Below are 16809 nucleotides of genomic sequence, written 5' to 3'. Positions count from 1 at the left end.
CCGCCAGGAATGAACAACAAGAAAACGTCTCCAGGCCACCCTCAACACCTCGACTTCGAAACCGACGTTTTCCCCGAAGAACTTGAAGTCCTGCGCGATCGCCGCCGCCAGGAAGGGCTGGACGACAGCACGCTGGACGGCCCGCCAAACCCCGACCTGGGGCTGGTCGGCCTGGCCATCTCCGGAGGCGGCATCCGCTCGGCGACCTTTTCACTGGGTGTCATCCAGGGCCTGGCCCGGAACGGCTTGCTCAAGCATGTCGACTACCTGTCGACGGTCTCCGGCGGCGGCTACACGGGGTCCTGTATCAGCGCGCTGCTGAACGACCCGGAAAACCGGCCGGACAACGACCGGTTCCCGCTTCGCTATACGCAGAAGTCATCAGAGCCGCCGGCCATGACGCACCTGCGAAACTTCGCCAACTACCTGAACCCCGTCGGCCTGTTGCCACTGCTGCGCCTGCCCAACCTGATGCTGCGCGGCATCCTGCTGAACCTGTTCGTGTTCCTGCCGTTCATCATGGCGGCCGTGTTTGTCACCGAGGCCGCCTACGAACTGGGGCCCAACTGGGACATGTTGCCCCGGCTGGTGGCACCGCTGGTGATGCTGTTCGTGCTGCTGGCACTCGCCTTCCCGTTCCTGATCCGGCTGCTGGGCAAATCATTCGACTGGAACCGGCGAAACGTGTTCGAACTCCTGTTGACCATTCCACTGCTGCTGGCCGGCCTGGTCCTGTTGGCGATTCCCGTGCTGCACGTCACCCGGCTGGCCATCGAGCACAGCACCGACCAGTTCTGGTACTGGTTTACCCACCTGCCACCGGACAAGGTCTGGCAATTCATGACGGTGGTCGGTGGCGTGATCGTCCTGTTCATGCTGGCCGGCAAGGCCAGTGAAAACGTCGGCCGGATTTTCGGCAAGCTGCTGCTCTGGCTGGTCGGACTGATCGGCCCGGTCATTGTCTACCTGATCTTCCTGGGCCTGTGCCTGTGGCAGATTGACTCGCCGTTCCTGCCGGTGGGTTCCGCCAAGGGTCTGAATGACGCGGTCGCCTGTACCGAGCCCTGCCTGGCCGGGGGTGACAGCACGGGCAGCCACGGTGACGACCCGCTGGACAGTGACGACACCCTTTATGAACTGCTGTTCGAACGCGAGCCCGGGCCCGCCACGGCCACCGAGTTGCGCAACGCGCTGGCCGGGCGCGGTTTGCAGATGGGCGAGAATGCCGTCGCGCGTTGCCAGTCCGGAAACTGCGACACCGCGCCCGACCCGATGTTCTGGCGCGAAGACCGGCGCGTCTGGGTCATCAACCTGGACCCGTCGCAGCTGGCGGAATGTCCGCCCTACCAGGGCCACGCGGCAGCCGGCCAGCGCGGCAGCCGGCACCAGTGCGTGTATTTCACAAGGGCATCCGCGGCCAGCCTGCGCATTCACGGCCCGCTCCTGCATCTTTTCGATGGCGCCGAGGACTGGTGGTTCGTAGGGGTGTTTATAGCGCTGTTGCTGATCAACCGCTTCATGCTCGATATCAATATCACCTCGCCGCACGGCTTCTACCGCGACCGCCTGAGCAAGGCCTTCCTGTTCCGCGTTCAACCCGATGGCGAGACCACGCCGGAGGACAACCTGAAGCTTTCGGCCCTGAACGCGCCGGGCACGGCTGCACCCTATCACCTGGTGAACGTGGCCATGAACCTGCAAGGCAGCCACGCCGCTGACCTGCGCGGCCGCGAGTGTGACTTCTTCACCTTCAGCCGGAATTTCTGCGGCGGGGTCCGTACAGGCTGGGCGCCAACGAAGGAGATGGAGCGCTACGACCGCCACCTGGACCTGGCCACGGCGATGGCGATTTCCGGTGCCGCCGCTGCCCCCAACATGGGCACGACCACGAACCGGGCCCTGGTGTTCATCATGACGTTGCTTAATATTCGCCTGGGTTACTGGCTGCCCAACCCGAGCGCGGTCAACCGCGACATGGCATTCAAGCGGTTCCGCCTGGGCAGCGCCAAGCCCACCTTGATCTGGAAAGAAGCGCTGGGGCGGCTGGATGAGAAAGGCACCCATATCAACGTTTCCGATGGCGGCCATATCGAGAACCTGGCCATCTACCAGCTGCTTCGGCGCCGCTGCAAGTTCATCCTGGCCATCGATGGGGAGTGCGACCCGGCCATGGAATTCAGCGGCCTGACCACCCTGATGCGCTATGCCCGCATCGACATGGGCGTGGATATCAGCATCAACCTGGATCCGCTGCGCAAGACGCCGGATGGCCTGAGCGAGAAGCACGCGGCGCTGGGACACATCCGCTATGCCGATGGGTCAACGGGGCAGTTGTTGTACATCAAGCTGTCGGTGTCAGGCGATGAACCGGAGTATGTTCACTCCTACCGCTGCAAGCACCCGCTGTTCCCCCATGAACCCACGTCGGACCAGTTCTTCACAGAAGCCCAGTTCGAGGCGTACAGGGCACTGGGCGCGCATGCCTGCGAGGGGCTGCTGGCCGATGTCGAGGCGCTGGGTGGTTTCGCCCGGCTCAGGGACGATCCGCGCGACAGCACGTCGGAGGCCTGAACGGGTCAGGGCGCGCAGTCGCCCTGCTCGCCATCCAGGCACCAGCTGTTTGGCTCCCGCGGCTGGCCGGGCTCGAGCGCGATGGCCTCGCCGGTCGAATACTGCTGCTCGTTCGCGGCCCAGCGATACTTGTGCACTTCTTCATAGAGCGCCTTGCGTACGCGGTTGAACACGCCCACCGGGCGATGTTCGGGCAAGGAGTGCCACGGGTTGAATGACAGGTTTTCGCAGTACAGGTTCTGGCCCGGCGTATCGAAATCCTGGGCCGGGATCTCCAGTCGAGCGACCTTGATGAACGGCGAGTCCTTCTCGCTCCAGGCAATGGTCGCGTCCTCTACCGGCATCGGCTTGCCGGGTACCTGCGGCTGCACCATGAAGTCGAAACAGGCCGGCCCGGCCTGCAGTTGCTCACCCATGCGCAGGCGCAGGAAATTGTAGTCGGAACGCGGTGTGGCCCAGTTGCCGGTCTTCGTGGACCCGGTCTCGCCGTCATCGGCCGGGCACTCGGCCGGCCGGGCACTGAACTTGATGTACTGGTCGGGCCCCAGCGCATAGGCGGAGGCGCTGAAATACTGCGTCAGCAACGGCGTCTCGGGCGGCTTCTTTTTCGTGCCCAGCACCAGTCGTAACTCGCGCCAGCGCCAGCTCAACGGGTTCCAGCTCCAGCCATTGAGGAAATAGCCGAAGTTGTCCTGAACCGCCAGGTACTTGGTCAGCTCGACGTAGTCATCCAGGTGGCGGATAAAGTAGTTGGTGGCGTTCATCATCACGAAGTCCTGGGTCGGCGCCGTTTTCTGCCACGCCAGCAACTTCTCGCCGGGCACATCCATCACCTTGATGGCCATGCCACGCGCGTCCGGCTTCTTGTCCGGGTTCATCACGTAGTCGCCATTGGAATAACGAATCCAGGCGGGGTAGCGGCCCGGTGCTGCAAACAGCCCCCAGCGGAAACGGCTCTCGACCTCGGGCACGATGAAGTGCGCCTTCACGCAACCGTGGGTCTTGATGTGGACGTCGCGGCGGAACACCACCGCGCCCTCGTCATCGAGGGCCTCGTCGGCCGGCCCCTTGCCCTTGAGTCCAGCCGGGGTCACGTGACCGGTCAGGCCCTTCTCGGTCAGGTCATCACGGGTGCGGTTGATCATGCGCAGCGCCATCGCGATGGCATCGGCCATGACCGCATCCTCGTTGGGCCCGATGACTTCGCCCAGCGGCATGTGCTCGCGGTAGCGCCGCTCTTTCAGGCCATTCCAGGCCAGCGACACCACGACCACGATGGACAGCAGGATGAACATCCGGGCCAGGGTCTTCCGGATCATGTTTCACCTCCACCGCGCTGGTAGCGGGTCTGGCCGCCGCAGCGGTAGGCATCCGGCTGGGCGAAATAGGTCGCCAGCCGGGCACGAATGGTCGCCACGGCGGCGCGGGTGGCGTCATCCAGCGTCACCGAGTTTTCGTGGTTGAGCAGGTACTCGTCCAGGTTGCAGGCCTGGCCTTCCGGCCAGGTCTCCGGCACGCGCGCTTCCTCGCCTTCGGCCGGCATCAGGGCCAGTGCCTGGGCGACGATGCCGGCAAACACCCCATCGAACAGCGGCGTATGCGGCGGGTCATCCAGGTGCGTTTTCAGGTACTCGATGATCTCGTAGCGCTGCGCCGGCGTGTAGCCCGGGCCAATGGCCCCGTACTGGGGCGGGTTGCCCTCGCGCCAGGCGTTGTAGCCGGCCCGGAATTCGTGGCCGGTGTTGGCGTTGCCATCGATACGGGTATCCAGCCAGAAGCCGCCATCGTGGCCGTCATCCAGCGCCAGGCCCACCTGCCTGGGGTCGAAATCCGGCCGACCGATAAAGAACCGCGTATCGCGCTCGTGCTGCGGGCTCAGCACCTGGTATAGGTTGCGAATCGAGCCGTTGTGCATGTACGGCGCCGTCGACCAGGCGCCGGCCAGTGGCCGCGCCTTGTACACCGCGGCGACCTCGGGCAGGTCCAGCGCCCCGAAGCCATTAAGGTCCTGGATCTCCGCCTCGCTGAAACCACCCTGCTCGTAAAGCCGCTTTTTCATCAGCAGGCCGATGTAATTCAGGCCCTGGCCATTGGTCACCGCCGCCAGGTTGATCGCGTCCAGCTGCCGGGTTCGGTCATCGACGAGCGTTTGGCGTTCCGTGGCCCAGGCCTGGCAGTCCAGGCCATCGCCTACCGGCGCCTCACCGGCCGCGCAGGCCGTGTGAACCCGTGGGAAGTCCCAGGCCAGGGTGCGTTCGATCTGCTGATCCAGCTCATGGGCGACCACCTCACGCACTTCGCCAATGCCCAGGCCCGTGGGTGTCAGGTCGAAGGTGTAACTGACGAAATTCACCGCTGCGTTGGGGTCGGTGCCGATCTCGTCGATGCCCAGCGTTTTCATCCGCCAGTGCGGGTCGGACGCCGTCTTCAGCGGCGCCTCGATCGCGCGCTGGCGGTCACTGGCCGGGTGCGGCCCGTGACAGCCCTGGCAGGTACGGATGAAATGCAGCCCGCCGGCCACGGCCTTGTCGCGGTCGATCTCGCCCAGCAGGTCTTCCGGCCAGGCCGGTGGGCGCAGTCGGCGCAGGGCCAGTTCGATGGTGTGCAGGTCGAGCAGCCGCGTGGTGGTGTCATAGCGTCGCTGTTCCGAAATCGGCCGGCCATAACGGTCACGTAGGCGGTAGGTCGCGCCCACGCCCAGCGACTCACCCAGGTTACGCGCCATCGGCTGCGCCACCGAGGCGCTGTACTGCACCCAGTCGAACTTCCAGATGTCCCACACCGGCGGGTAACTGACCGGCGCATTGCCCGGCTCGTAGTTACTTGCCGTGATGTGATCGCCAAAGACCATGTTGGCGATCCGGGTCAGTGCGTCGGTGCGGCCGTAGCCTTCCTGGATGGGCGCCAGGCCGTGGCGCTTTTCGTTGTAACCCATTTTCAGCAGCGCGCCCAGGGTTTCACCGAAGGCGTCGTGCAGCGCGCTGACGGCCTCGTCGCTGGGGTCTGCGCCCAGCACCTTGGCGGCAAAACGCCGGAACTTGAGCGGATTGAGGTAGGTGCTGGTCATCGACGCCAGCAGCACCGGGACAAAATGCGGCATGTTGGCGGCGGTAAACGCGTGCATCGCCTGGCCACCATCAATTCGCAGCGATACCGTGCTGCCATCGTCCTTGCGAACGCGCAGCGCGCCCGTATGGCAGGCCGCGCAGGTGACATCCAGCACGTTCTCGCCCAATTGCGGGTCGAAATGCCGGGTGAAGCCCACCGGTAGCAAGTGCGGGTTGGCGTCGGTCGCCTCGGTATCGACCTGGAAGCCGTAGGCGCGCATCTGGTTGGGGTCGGCCAGCCGCTGGCGGCCCCACGGCAGTTCCAGGTTGACGAACCAGTCGTAGCGCATGTTCCTGAGCACGTTGCCGGTGCCCTGGGGCGTGTAGTAATAGGTCTGGCGATCCACGGCCTCGCGGCCCACACCCCAGCCCTGGTCCAGGTAGACCACCCGTCCCGGCGGTTCGATCTCCGGCACTTCCGAATGGGGCCAGTGCAGGGTCAGGAAGAAGCCAATCGCGAGTACGGCCACCAGGACCAGGCCGCCACGCCAGGCCACGGACCACACTTGCTTCAGGGTCAGGCGGGCGAACCAGCCCAGCAGACCGGCCAGCAGCAATACCGGCAGCAACAGCAGGTACCGCGCGGCGCGAAACAGGGCCCTGGCCAGGGCGACCAGGGTTTCACGCAACCATCGGAGCGGGCTGTCCAGGAAGCGCCTGAACTCGTCACGGATGGCCAGGCCTGTACCGCGCAGGAAGCGTCGCACCCGCCCGGGCCAGTGACCGATGCCCCGCTTTCGTTGTTTGTCGTTCATCGCGTGGGCCTCCGGTCGTTGTTATTGGTAGGGGTTGAAGTTCAGTGCCAGCCCCGGCGTGTCTACGGTCGCCTTCAACAGCAACCCGGCGGAACCACAGGTGGCATAAAGCGTCTTCCGGTCGGCGCCGCCAAAACACAGGCTCGACGGAAGGGGCGCAAACGCCCCATCCAGTTGGATCGGCACGTATTCGACGTCCTTACCATCCGGGCTGATGATGGAGAAACCGCCGTTCGACATCGGGTTGTTGCCGTCCGGCAGCATCGTGGCCACGTAGACATTGCCGGCCTCGTCCACCGTCATGGAGTCGAGGATCGCCTGCCCGGGAAGGTCGGCGGTCAGCAAGTGACTGCCGTCCATGCTCAGGGGATTGGGGCGAATCCGTCCGGGGCCATCAAGCTCCCAGTACATGACCTGGCGGCTGTAGGTCATCGCGGCGTAAAGGCGGTCTTCCGCAGGTGACAGCGCGATGCCATTGGGACAGGACAGCGGGAAAATCATCTCGGTGATCTTCGAGCCATCCGGGGCGGCGTAATAGATGCCGGTGACATCCACGTCACGCGGGCGCTGTTTGCCCCAGTCAGAAATCCAGCAATGGCCGGTCTTGTCGAACACCAGGTCGTCCGGCCCTCGCAGGCCGAGGGGTTTGGGGTGGCTGACCGGCTTTGGCTGTCGCGGCCCGAAACCGCTCATGTCCATACCGTCACTGAAGCTGCGGTAGGCCATGTTGACCCGGCCATCGGAAAGGTTAACGTGCTCGATCCGGCCACCCTCGTAGTCATCGGGCTGGGTGGTGCCGATGGCCAGCGTCTGGCCGTTGGGCAAGGGCACGTCCAGCCAGTTGAAGCCGCCATTGTTGGCAATCCACGCGTGGCCATCCGGGCCCAGCGCCAGGCCGTTGGGGCCGCCCTTGATGTCGGCGACCCGGGTTCGGCTACCGTCCGCGCCAATTCGGGTCAGGCACTGGTTCCTGATCTCCACCAGCAGGACCGAACCGTCCGGCAGGTACTTGGGCGATTCGGGATAACCGAGCCCGCTGGCAATGATCTCAAAAGCGGATATCCGGCTGGCAGTCATACGTATTCCCCTTGTTCTTTCGTTGTCAGGCCCTGATGGTCGTCGCGGTGTCCTGTTCGGGGCCGTCCTTGCCGGTCAGCCCCGCCAGGACCAGTCCGCGGTACATGGGCTCCGCGGCTTCCTCGCTCATGCACACCGTTTTCATCCGCTGGATGGCAAATTCCGGCCCCAGGAAGGGATTGATCTGCAACGAAGCGGCGTAGGCTGCACGCGCGCCATCAAGGTCGCCCCCAAGCGCTAGCACGTTGGCCAGCAGGATGTAAGCAATATTGAATGCCGGTTGGTCTTCCAGCGCCTGGTTCGCGGCCTTGGCGGCGCCTTCCAGGTCGCCCAGGCGATTGAGCGCCGAGCCACGGAAGTAGTGCCAGTAAGGGCGCGACGGATGCTTTGGCGCCATGGCCAGGAGGCGGTCAGCGATGGCCACCGCTTCGCGGGTTTCGGCTTCATTGCCTGTCCAGCCCAGGTTCATCGACAGGTAGCCCCATGCCATCAGGTCCAGGGGTGCGATGTCGACCGCCAGGCGCAGGGCCTCGCGCGCCCTCAAGCCCTCGCCATGATGGGTCCAGACCAGGCCGGCATTTTCCAGCACCGTCAGGTCACGCGGCCCCAACCGGAATGCCTCTTCGATCATCTCCAGTGACTCGCGGGTGTCGGCCTCGGGGTCCTGGCTGACCGCGTTGATCACACGCTGGCTCAGGATCATGGATAACGACGCCCGTGCCGCCGCGTACTGCGGGTCCAGCGCCACGGCTTTGCGCAGGAGCTTCAGGGACGTCTCGTAGTCCTGCGGCGAGAAATGGGTCAACCAGAAATTGAAGGCCTTCTGGACCAGGCCCCAGGCATCCAGGTTGTCGGTTGGCGCGTCGTAGGCGATGCGCGTGTCGGCGAGTTTCACCTGGCCGCCGATGGCCGCAACAATGGATTTCGATACCTCGCCCTGGACATCGAACAGGTCCTTGATCTGGCGGTCGTAGGTCGACGCCCAAAGCTGGTCGCCGGTGGTGGCGTCACACAACTCGACCATAAGGCGCATGCGCTCGCCCGCGCGCTGGAAGCTGCCCGTCAACGCGTAGTGAATGCTGAGAACCTCGGCGACTTCCTTCAGGTCCACCGACTGGCCCTGGAACTGCATGGTCGCCAGGTGGGAGGCCACGCGGAGGTCGGCCAGCTGCGAGAGGTCGGCGCTGATTTCGGAGGAAATACCAGCGGCAATATTGCGGTCTTCTTCCAGCGAAGACAGGGTCCTGAGCGGCAGAACGGCGATCGAGGACCGGTTCCGCGACTTGCTCGGCAATTCCGAACCCTTGCCCCGACCTGTCTGCGGCGACTCACCGGCGACAAAACCGGACTCGTGCCCAAAGGTCCGCCGCATCCAGCGCCCGACACCCGGAAAGAAGAACGCGATGATGCCGTAACAGATGCCGAACATGGCCGCGATGGCGGTGAGTGCCGAAAAAAGGCCTTCCCGCGATTCAAGCCAGTTCAGGAATTCGATGATCGAGTCCATGGCACCCGTTAGACTTCCCGTTGCTTAATGACGGAATTGGTGCTGGATTTTCATATACATAGCACGCAATTACAACAAATCCAGTGAAATTCGCGTTTGACCCCGTGCCCCAAACCAGTCTCTATCGGTCGCCAACTTCTTCGAACTGAAGCGACAATCCGCGGACTTTGCACCGATGTGTCTATTATGAACCAAAGATAAATTTTTGCGCCGATGCCGGGCCGAATGACCCTTTTGTGACAATGGGCGCGACCCGGGGTGACAGCACCAACGGGTCAGCTTCCCGCCACTTTCTTCTTGCCGTGCAGCATTGCGGCAACCAGGTTTTCGCGGTGCACCCACGAACTCCAGGCCACGCCAGCCAGGTGCAACGCCACCAGTAGCATCAGCGCGTTGGTCAGCCATAGGTGCGTCTCGCCCACCCAGGCGATGCCCCAGAAACGGTCGGTGGTATACATCCAGCCAGTGATTGAAATGGCCGCCACGAACAGCAGCAGGACCACCGTCATCCAGCCCCCGGCCGGGTTGTGCCCCAGGTGCCGGGTCGCACGGCCCTGGCGTGCATCCCGCAGGTATGCCAGCGCCTGGCCGGGCGGGCGGACGAACTGACTGAATCGGGCGTAGTACGGGCCGGCAAAACCCCAGGCAAACCGTATGGCGACGACCGCCATGGCCCCGTAGCCGACCCACTCGTGCAGCCGACCCGGGCTATGCCGCGTCAGCCAGCTGGCCACGACGGTGGCGACCAGCGACCAGTGCAACAGCCGCAGAAGCGGGTCCCAGACCCGCACCCACCCGCCCACCGCGGGCGGTTTACTCTTCGTGGTCGTCCTCAATGGGCACCGGCTCTAGGGTGACCGGGTGGAAGTAGGCTTCAACCCGCTCTCCGTCAGCGTTTTTGGCATAGACCTCGTAACACCCGCCATCGACCTTGACGCGACGGACTTCCCAGCCCTCGGATTCAAGCTGCTTCTGCAGCACGTCCTTGTCCTGCCAGCCCTCTTCGGGCCCGGAGTCACAGGTTGCCAGGCCCGTGGCCCAGGCTTGCGGTGCGAGCGCCAAGGCCAGCACAACGGCAAGCGGCTTCAAACGATTGACTCGAATCATGGTTGACCTCCTTGAATCAGGTTCGCAGTATACGCCTCACTCGAAATCGGTGGCACGGAAAGGTTCCACACGCCCCTGCGTTTGCGCCCTCACCTTTTCGATATCACTTTCGGTGACCGCATCACCGCTGTCCATGGCATTGCCCCAGCTGTTGCGGATATAGGTGGCCATCGCGGCCAGGTCTTCGTCGCTGATGGCGTCGTTGGTCGCGTAGCCTGGCATGACCGCCGCGGTATTCCAGAAATCCTGTCCCACCCAAATGGGCCCGGCCAGGCCGTGCAGCAGCACGCGGACCAGCCTGTCGCGATCGTAGACCCAGCCACTGTCCCAGAAGGTCGGCCCCAGGCCTGGCATGCCGTTGCCATGTGGGCCGTGGCAGCCGGCGCAGGCTCCTTGACCGGCGTACAGCGCCTGCCCCCGGTCGTAACGGCGCTGCCCGGCCGGTGACAGGCGGTCACGGTTGCTGGCCTGCTGCCGGTTCTCGCCAAGGCGATCCAGCATGTCCATGAACACGGGGTCCGGATACGCTCCCCCGATGGCCTCGACAAACGCCGCTGCATCATCGCCCAGGCCGCTGACCACCGCCTCGCGGGTATAGGGCCGGTCGATATGGGCGTCGAGCACGAGCCTGGACACGTCCGCGCCGCCGTCGATGGCGGCAACGGACACCGCGGCCTGCAGCGCGCGAGGGTATCCCGCGTTCGCCATGGCGCGCAGTGACTGGTGATAAGCCGCATGATCGCTGGCGGGCAGCGCCTCACCCACGGCCGCGGCGGCCATGGCGACATGGTGGTCGGCATCACGCATGTAGCGCCGCACCGTGTCGATATCCACCGCACCCAGGCCGTGCAGGGTCCACAGCGCATTGACCAGTGCCACGGAATGATCCGACCCGGCCATCAAGGCGCGGATGGCGTTTGCCACGCTGCTGGCCTGGCGTTCAACCAGTAGCCGCCGCGCGGTGTCGCGCTGCCAGGCGTTGGCGTGGGCCAGGTAGGGCACCAGCGATGCGCTGTCCAGCGCGTCCAGGTCCGGAACCGGGGCGGCCCTGTTCTCAGCCCATCTCAGCCTGTAGACCCTGCCCATGGTGTTGTTGCCATGGTCGAGTTCGCGGTCCCTGATCTGGTCCGCCAGGTAGCGGGTCAGGAAATCCCGGTGCTGAATGATGCCGTGATACATGTCGAGGATGTAGACGGTGCCATCCGGCGCGTTATACAGGTTCACCGGGCGGAAACGTTCATCGGTTGACGCCAGCAACTCCTGGCCGGGAAACAGGGCTTCCCCGCGGAGCTCGCCATTCGCCTCGATGATGCGGCGGGCGCTGACCAGGTTGGCGGCGGGTTCCGGGGTCAGGCCCATGCCGTAGTACGCCGCCGGAAAGTTGCTGCCCCGGTACACCAGGCTTCCGCTCGCGGCGGTGAAACTGACCAGCTTGCCGCGGTCCGGGCCATCGGCGACCAGGGTGCCCTCCAGGTAGCCCCGGTTGACCCCGGGGTTGATGCGCGCGGGGAATACGAAATTGTCTCCGATGGGGTGCGCAGGCATGTCAGGCCAGTAGCCCGGGTTCTTCAACAGGGCGCCCGGCAACAGGTACTCGCCGTGAATCGGCGAGCTGTTGCCATTGTGATAGAGCCGGCCATAGTCATCCATCGACAGGCCCCACTGACCACGGTAGTCCGTTCCGGCACGGACGACTTTCCAGTCAGTGTTGCGATAGATCTCTTCAGCCCCGGCGGGCACTTCCGCGCCCAATGGCAGCACCCGGTACCTGCGATCGCTCTTGGCGTTGTAGTACCAGCCGTCAATGCCATAGAGCATGGTGTTGGGCTTGTGCTCGACATTGCCACCCGAGGCGTAAGTCGGGTCCACGACGTCGTGGCGGCCCAGCCGCACCTGGCCATCGGCTTCGAGCACCTCGGCGAAATACAGGGATTCATGGTCGGCGTAGAAAATCCCGCCGTCCACCACGGCCACCGTTCTGGGCAGCAACACGTTGTCGAGCAGGACCGTGCGCCGGTCGACGGCGCCATCACCATCGGTATCTTCGAGCAGGGCGATATTACCGTCCGGTTTCATTTCACCGCTGCCGTGGACATCCGGCATGTAGGTTGTCATTTCCGCGACCCACATGCGCCCGCTGGCATCAAACGCCATGGCCACCGGGTTGAAGACATCGGGCTCGGAGACCACGGGCTCGACCACGAACCCCTTCTGCACCTGGAAGGCCTCCAGGGCCTGCGCAACCGTCAAGATCGGCGCGCCGGGAATTTCGTGCCGCGGGATCACGTCACGCATGTCGTGCCCTACACGGTCGCCTTCAAATTCTTCATCCGCGGGTTGACCCCAGGATGCCGGAATCGCCAGGCTGGACAGGGCAAGCAGCCCCAGATAGAAGGTGAGTTTTTTCAAAACAGCTGATTGACTTTCGGGAACCTGTCCATTGTCAATGAAAACGCGGGCGGAACCCAGACCTGACGACACGAACGCGACGCCGGCAAGGGGCCAAACCACTAGAATGGAGTGGGAACAGCCACATCAACCGACATGACCGACAGCCTGCCCACACCCACCAGCGCCATTCGCGGACCCGCGTTGACGTTCACCGGCGACCCCTTCCAGGCCGGCCTGGAAGACACCCTGGTTTACGAGTCGGACGCCATCGTCGCCTTTGGTGGCGGCCTCATCACCCATTTTGGCCCGGCGGGTCATGTACAACCACAGTTGCCGGCGGACCTGGCGATCACGAGCTACGGCCCCGATGCGCTGATCTCGGCCGGCTTTATCGACAGCCACGTGCATTTCCCGCAAACACCGATGATCGCGGCATTTGGTGAACAACTGCTGGACTGGCTGAACCGGTACACCTTCCCCACCGAGCGCAAGTTTGCCGACAAGGCCTTCGCCGCGTCGGTCGCGGATGTCTTCCTGCGCGAGAACCTGCGCAACGGCATCACCACCAGCTGCGTATACGGCACCGTCTTTCCTCAATCAGTGGACGCGTTGTTCGAGGCCGCCGAACGCCTTGGCATGCGCCTGGCCGCCGGCAAGGTCATGATGAACCGCAACGCCCCACCTGATCTGCTGGACACCACGCAAAGCAGCTACGACGACTCGTTGGCCCTGATTCGAAAATGGCACGGCAGGGGGCGGCTGATGTACGCGATCACACCCCGTTTCGCGCCGACCAGCACCCAGGAGCAACTGGACGCCGCCGGACAGTTGTGGGACGCGTTTCCGGACGTCTACATGCAGACCCACCTGTCCGAAACCACCCGTGAAATCGAGTGGGTGAGCGAACTGTTCCCGGGGCACGCGGGCTACCTTGACGTCTACGACCACAGCAAACTGTGTCGCCCCCGCGCCGTGTTTGGCCACTGCATCCACCTGACCGATGACGAACTCCATGCCATGCATTGCACCGGGTCTGCCATTGCACATTGCCCGACGTCGAACTTTTTCCTGGGTAGCGGTTGCTTTGATCTCTACCGGGCCATGGACCACGGCCGCCCCGTCCGGGTGGGGTTGGGCACGGATCTCGGCGCCGGCACGTCGTTCTCCATTTTCGAAACGCTCAACGCCGCTTACACGGCCGCGCAAACGCACGGACAGGCGCTGACGGCCGGCCACGCGTTCTACCTGGCCACCCGAGGCACCGCCCGCGCGATGTACCTCGAAGACAAGGTCGGCAGTATCGCAACAGGCATGGAAGCGGACCTGGTGGTGCTGGACATGAAGTCGACGCCCATCATCGACTACCGGATGAAATTTGCCGAAGACATCCATGATGCCCTGTTCATCCAGATGATCATGGGCGACGACCGTGCCGTTCAGGCGACTTTCATCAACGGCATCTGCCAACATCGGCGAAATGCGAACTGATTAACCCGGAAAACTCACCCGAGACCCGGCAAGCTAGTCGATCAGCCCAAAGAACCGCGGTAGCGCCTCGCTGATGGCCGGCACGTAGGCCACCATCATCAGGGCCAGGAACATCGCCAGGAACATGGGAATCATCGGCCGCACGATCTGGCCGATACTGGTCTTTGCGATCGCGCAGCCGACAAACAGAATGCCCCCGACCGGCGGCGTGCACAGCCCGATGCACAGGTTGAGCACCATCATGATGCCAAAATGCAGCGGCGACATGCCCAGCTCCACCGCCACGGGCAGGAAGATGGGTGTGAAGATCAGCACCGCCGGCGTCATGTCCATGAAGATGCCCACCAGTAGCAGGACCACGTTGATCAGCAACAGGATGATGATGGGATTGTCGCTGATGGTGACCATCGCGTTGGCCACCAGCGCCGGGATGTTCTCGTAGGCCAGGATCCACGACATCGCCATCGAGGTCGCGATCAGGAACATGACAATGGCGGTGGTCTCCACCGACTTCAGCACCAGGGCATGCAGGTCGGCCAGGTCGATCTCCCGGTAGATGAACATCGACAGCACCCAGGCGTAGAGCACCGCGATGGCGCCCGCCTCGGTGGCGGTGAAGATGCCGGCGATGATGCCGCCGATGACCAGCACGATCAGGAACAGGCTGGGGAACGCGGCAACCGCCGTGCGTGCCACCACGCCCAGCGATACCCGCTCACCCGCCGGGAAATTGTTGCGCTTGGCGTAGATGCCGCAGACCAGCATCAGCGCCAGCCCCACCAGCAACCCGGGCAGGTAGCCCGCCACGAACAGCGCCGCGATGGAGACCCCGCCGCTGGCCACCGCGTAGATGATCAGGATATTGCTGGGCGGAATGAGCAGCCCCGTGGTCGAAGCCGTGGCGGTGACGGCCGCGTTGAAATTCTTGTCGTAACCCGCCTTGTTCATTTCCGGGATCATGAAACCGCCGATGGCGGAGGTCGCGGCCACCGCGGAACCGGAAATGGCGCCAAAAATCATGCAGGAAATGACGTTGACGAAGGCCAGGCCACCCGGCACCGCGCCGATCAGCGCCTTCGAAAAGGCCACCACGCGCCGGGCGATGCCGCCCTGGGCCATCAGCTGGCCGGACAGCACGAACAGCGGAATGGCGAGCAGGGAAAAGCTGTCGATGCCACCGGCCATGCGCTGGGCGATGGTCGTGACCGCCGGGTCGAAACCCATGGTCATCAGCATGGTCGCCAGCGTGGCCAGCCCCAGGCTGAAGGCGATGGGCACGCCCATCGTGAACAGCAGGGCGAATGTCACCAGCAACACGGCAATACTCATGATTCACCCCCCAACACCGGGTCGGTGGTTGTCGCCCCACTGGCCGGGCTCAGGGCGAACAACGTGATCAGCGCCCCGGTCAACGGGATCACCGAGTAGACGATGGCCACGGGTATGCCCAGCACCGCGGAGGTCTGTTTCAGTTCCCAGGTCAGCGCCACCAGCTTGCCGCCGCCAACGACCAGCACGCCCAGTGCGAACAACACGATGACGAAGGCGGTGAATCCATGCAGCCAGGCCTCGGCCTTCCCCGTGACCTTCTGCGCCAGCAGGTCCAGGCCCAGGTGCGCCCGGTGCCGGGTCGAATAGGCGGCGCCCAACAGGCTGACCCAGATCAGCAGAAAGCGTGCGACTTCCTCGGTCCAGGAGCTGGGTGCAGAAAACACGTAACGGGAAATCACCTGCCAGCTGACCGCGCCGACAAGGGCGACCATCAGCGCCACCAGCACGTGTTTGAGCACGGCTTCCAGGCCATCCGCCAACGGCGTCAACAGCTTCATTCCACGCCCTCCAGCGCTGCGATCAGGCGCCCGACCTCGGTGCCGTCATAGGACGCTTTCATGCCCTGCACGGCGGCCATGAACGGGGCCTTGTCCGGGTAGGTGACGGTCACGCCGGCGGCCTTGACGGCGGCCAGCGCTTCTTCGGTCGCCGTGTTCCACAGCTCGCGCTGGTAGGCGACGGAGTCGTCGACCGCACGCTGAACCCATTGCTGCTGCTGTGCATCCAGCGACTCCCAGACGTACTCGCTCATCAGCAGGATATCCGGCACAGCCGAATGCTCGTTCAGCGCATAGTACTTGCAGACTTCGTAGTGGCCGGACAGGTAAAACGACGGCGGGTTGTTCTCCGCGCCATCGACCACGCCCTGCTGGAGTGCGGAGTACAGCTCGCCCCAGGAAATCGGCGTGGCGCTGCCGCCCATCGCGGCGACCATTTCGACCGCCGTCTGGCTTTTCATGACGCGGATCTTTTCCCCGGCGATGTCCGCGGGCGTTTCGACCGGTGTGTCGACCATGTAGAAACTGCGGCTGCCCGAATCGTAGTAGCCCATGCCCTTGAGCCGGGCGATGGCCACCGAATCAAGCAGTTCCTGGCCGATGGCCGAATCCAGGGCGCGGAAATAGTGCCCGCGATCGCGGAACACGTAGGGAATGCTGAACACCTTCATGCTGGGCACGAACGCTTCCAGAGGCGCTGCCGATACCTTGGTCATGGCCAGGGAGCCGATCTGCACCAGTTCGACCAGGTCGCGCTCGGCGCCCAGCTGCGCGCTGGGGTAGATATCCACGCGCATGGTTCCGCCGGAATAGGCGTGCAGCTGCTCGGCCATGTGCACCATGCCCAGGTGCACCGTGTGCTGGGTATCCAGCGCGTGGGCCAGCTTGAGGACGACCACGTCGTCCTGCCGCGCACAGCCGGCCAACAGGCCGGCCAGGAAGACCAGCCCCGCCAGGGTAAATCGTGAGTGACGCAT

At 64.1% G+C, this 16809-nt stretch carries 12 protein-coding genes; 2 read left to right on the top strand and 10 right to left on the bottom strand.

The genetic code is table 11. From position 1 onward, the window contains the following. Window positions 1-9 precede the first annotated feature (9 nt). On the top strand, window positions 10-2571 hold the full coding sequence (locus F3N42_RS00845) for a patatin-like phospholipase family protein (RefSeq protein ID WP_150862475.1): 2562 nt from the start codon (window positions 10-12) through the stop codon (window positions 2569-2571). Window positions 2572-2576: 5 nt separating this feature from the next. Here the strand turns inward: F3N42_RS00845 and F3N42_RS00840 are convergent, their stop codons facing one another. The 7 genes from F3N42_RS00840 to F3N42_RS00810 form a co-directional block, all read right to left on the bottom strand. Beyond that, window positions 2577-3890, bottom strand: coding sequence for a catalase family protein (locus tag F3N42_RS00840; RefSeq protein WP_150862474.1), 1314 nt, complete (start codon window positions 3888-3890; stop codon window positions 2577-2579). After that, window positions 3887-6433, bottom strand: coding sequence for a di-heme-cytochrome C peroxidase (locus tag F3N42_RS00835; protein ID WP_150862473.1), 2547 nt, complete (start codon window positions 6431-6433; stop codon window positions 3887-3889). Before F3N42_RS00835 ends, F3N42_RS00840 begins: the two co-directional genes overlap by 4 nt. A gap of 21 nt (window positions 6434-6454) precedes the next feature. After that, a complete protein-coding gene (locus F3N42_RS00830; protein WP_150862472.1) occupies window positions 6455-7510 on the bottom strand; it encodes an SMP-30/gluconolactonase/LRE family protein in 1056 nt (351 codons plus the stop codon). A gap of 25 nt (window positions 7511-7535) precedes the next feature. Further along, window positions 7536-9017, bottom strand: a complete 1482-nt coding sequence (locus F3N42_RS00825; protein ID WP_150862471.1) for a tetratricopeptide repeat protein — start codon at window positions 9015-9017, stop codon at window positions 7536-7538. A gap of 275 nt (window positions 9018-9292) precedes the next feature. Further along, the gene (locus tag F3N42_RS00820) at window positions 9293-9820 is read right to left on the bottom strand and encodes a cytochrome b/b6 domain-containing protein (protein WP_224784612.1); all 528 of its coding nucleotides are present in this window, start codon (window positions 9818-9820) and stop codon (window positions 9293-9295) included. A 10-nt stretch (window positions 9821-9830) separates the two neighbouring features. Further along, a complete protein-coding gene (locus tag F3N42_RS00815; protein WP_224784611.1) occupies window positions 9831-10124 on the bottom strand; it encodes a PepSY domain-containing protein in 294 nt (97 codons plus the stop codon). 36 nt (window positions 10125-10160) lie between these two features. Continuing rightward, complete coding sequence (locus F3N42_RS00810) at window positions 10161-12533, bottom strand: PVC-type heme-binding CxxCH protein (RefSeq protein WP_224784610.1); 2373 nt, start codon at window positions 12531-12533, stop codon at window positions 10161-10163. A gap of 135 nt (window positions 12534-12668) precedes the next feature. Between F3N42_RS00810 and guaD the strand changes: the two genes are divergently transcribed. Then, a complete protein-coding gene (guaD, locus tag F3N42_RS00805; RefSeq protein ID WP_150862469.1) occupies window positions 12669-14003 on the top strand; it encodes a guanine deaminase in 1335 nt (444 codons plus the stop codon). Window positions 14004-14036: 33 nt separating this feature from the next. Here guaD and F3N42_RS00800 read toward each other — a convergent pair whose 3' ends face one another. The 3 genes from F3N42_RS00800 to F3N42_RS00790 are packed head-to-tail and all read right to left on the bottom strand — an operon-like array spanning window position 14037 to window position 16809. Next, the gene (locus F3N42_RS00800; RefSeq protein ID WP_150862468.1) at window positions 14037-15332 is read right to left on the bottom strand and encodes a TRAP transporter large permease; all 1296 of its coding nucleotides are present in this window, start codon (window positions 15330-15332) and stop codon (window positions 14037-14039) included. After that, on the bottom strand, window positions 15329-15832 hold the full coding sequence (locus tag F3N42_RS00795) for a TRAP transporter small permease (RefSeq protein WP_150862467.1): 504 nt from the start codon (window positions 15830-15832) through the stop codon (window positions 15329-15331). Before F3N42_RS00795 ends, F3N42_RS00800 begins: the two co-directional genes overlap by 4 nt. Beyond that, window positions 15829-16809, bottom strand: a complete 981-nt coding sequence (locus F3N42_RS00790; protein ID WP_150862466.1) for a TRAP transporter substrate-binding protein — start codon at window positions 16807-16809, stop codon at window positions 15829-15831. Before F3N42_RS00790 ends, F3N42_RS00795 begins: the two co-directional genes overlap by 4 nt.

This window comes from Marinihelvus fidelis (assembly GCF_008725655.1).
Classification (GTDB): Bacteria; Pseudomonadota; Gammaproteobacteria; order Xanthomonadales; family SZUA-36; genus Marinihelvus; species Marinihelvus fidelis.
The sequence above is the reverse complement of the archived record's forward strand: the minus strand, read 5'-3'. Positions and strand labels throughout refer to the sequence as shown.

Bases quoted from the DNA above. Each gene is read 5' to 3' on its own strand.
- F3N42_RS00845 (WP_150862475.1), top strand. From the start codon at position 10: ATGAACAACAAGAAAACGTCTCCAGGCCACCCTCAACACCTCGACTTC.
- F3N42_RS00840 (WP_150862474.1), bottom strand. From the start codon at position 3,890: ATGATCCGGAAGACCCTGGCCCGGATGTTCATCCTGCTGTCCATCGTG.
- F3N42_RS00835 (WP_150862473.1), bottom strand. From the start codon at position 6,433: ATGAACGACAAACAACGAAAGCGGGGCATCGGTCACTGGCCCGGGCGG.
- F3N42_RS00830 (WP_150862472.1), bottom strand. From the start codon at position 7,510: ATGACTGCCAGCCGGATATCCGCTTTTGAGATCATTGCCAGCGGGCTC.
- F3N42_RS00825 (WP_150862471.1), bottom strand. From the start codon at position 9,017: ATGGACTCGATCATCGAATTCCTGAACTGGCTTGAATCGCGGGAAGGC.
- F3N42_RS00815 (WP_224784611.1), bottom strand. From the start codon at position 10,124: ATGATTCGAGTCAATCGTTTGAAGCCGCTTGCCGTTGTGCTGGCCTTG.
- guaD (WP_150862469.1), top strand. From the start codon at position 12,669: ATGACCGACAGCCTGCCCACACCCACCAGCGCCATTCGCGGACCCGCG.
- F3N42_RS00800 (WP_150862468.1), bottom strand. From the start codon at position 15,332: ATGAGTATTGCCGTGTTGCTGGTGACATTCGCCCTGCTGTTCACGATG.
- F3N42_RS00795 (WP_150862467.1), bottom strand. From the start codon at position 15,832: ATGAAGCTGTTGACGCCGTTGGCGGATGGCCTGGAAGCCGTGCTCAAA.
- F3N42_RS00790 (WP_150862466.1), bottom strand. From the start codon at position 16,809: ATGCGTCACTCACGATTTACCCTGGCGGGGCTGGTCTTCCTGGCCGGC.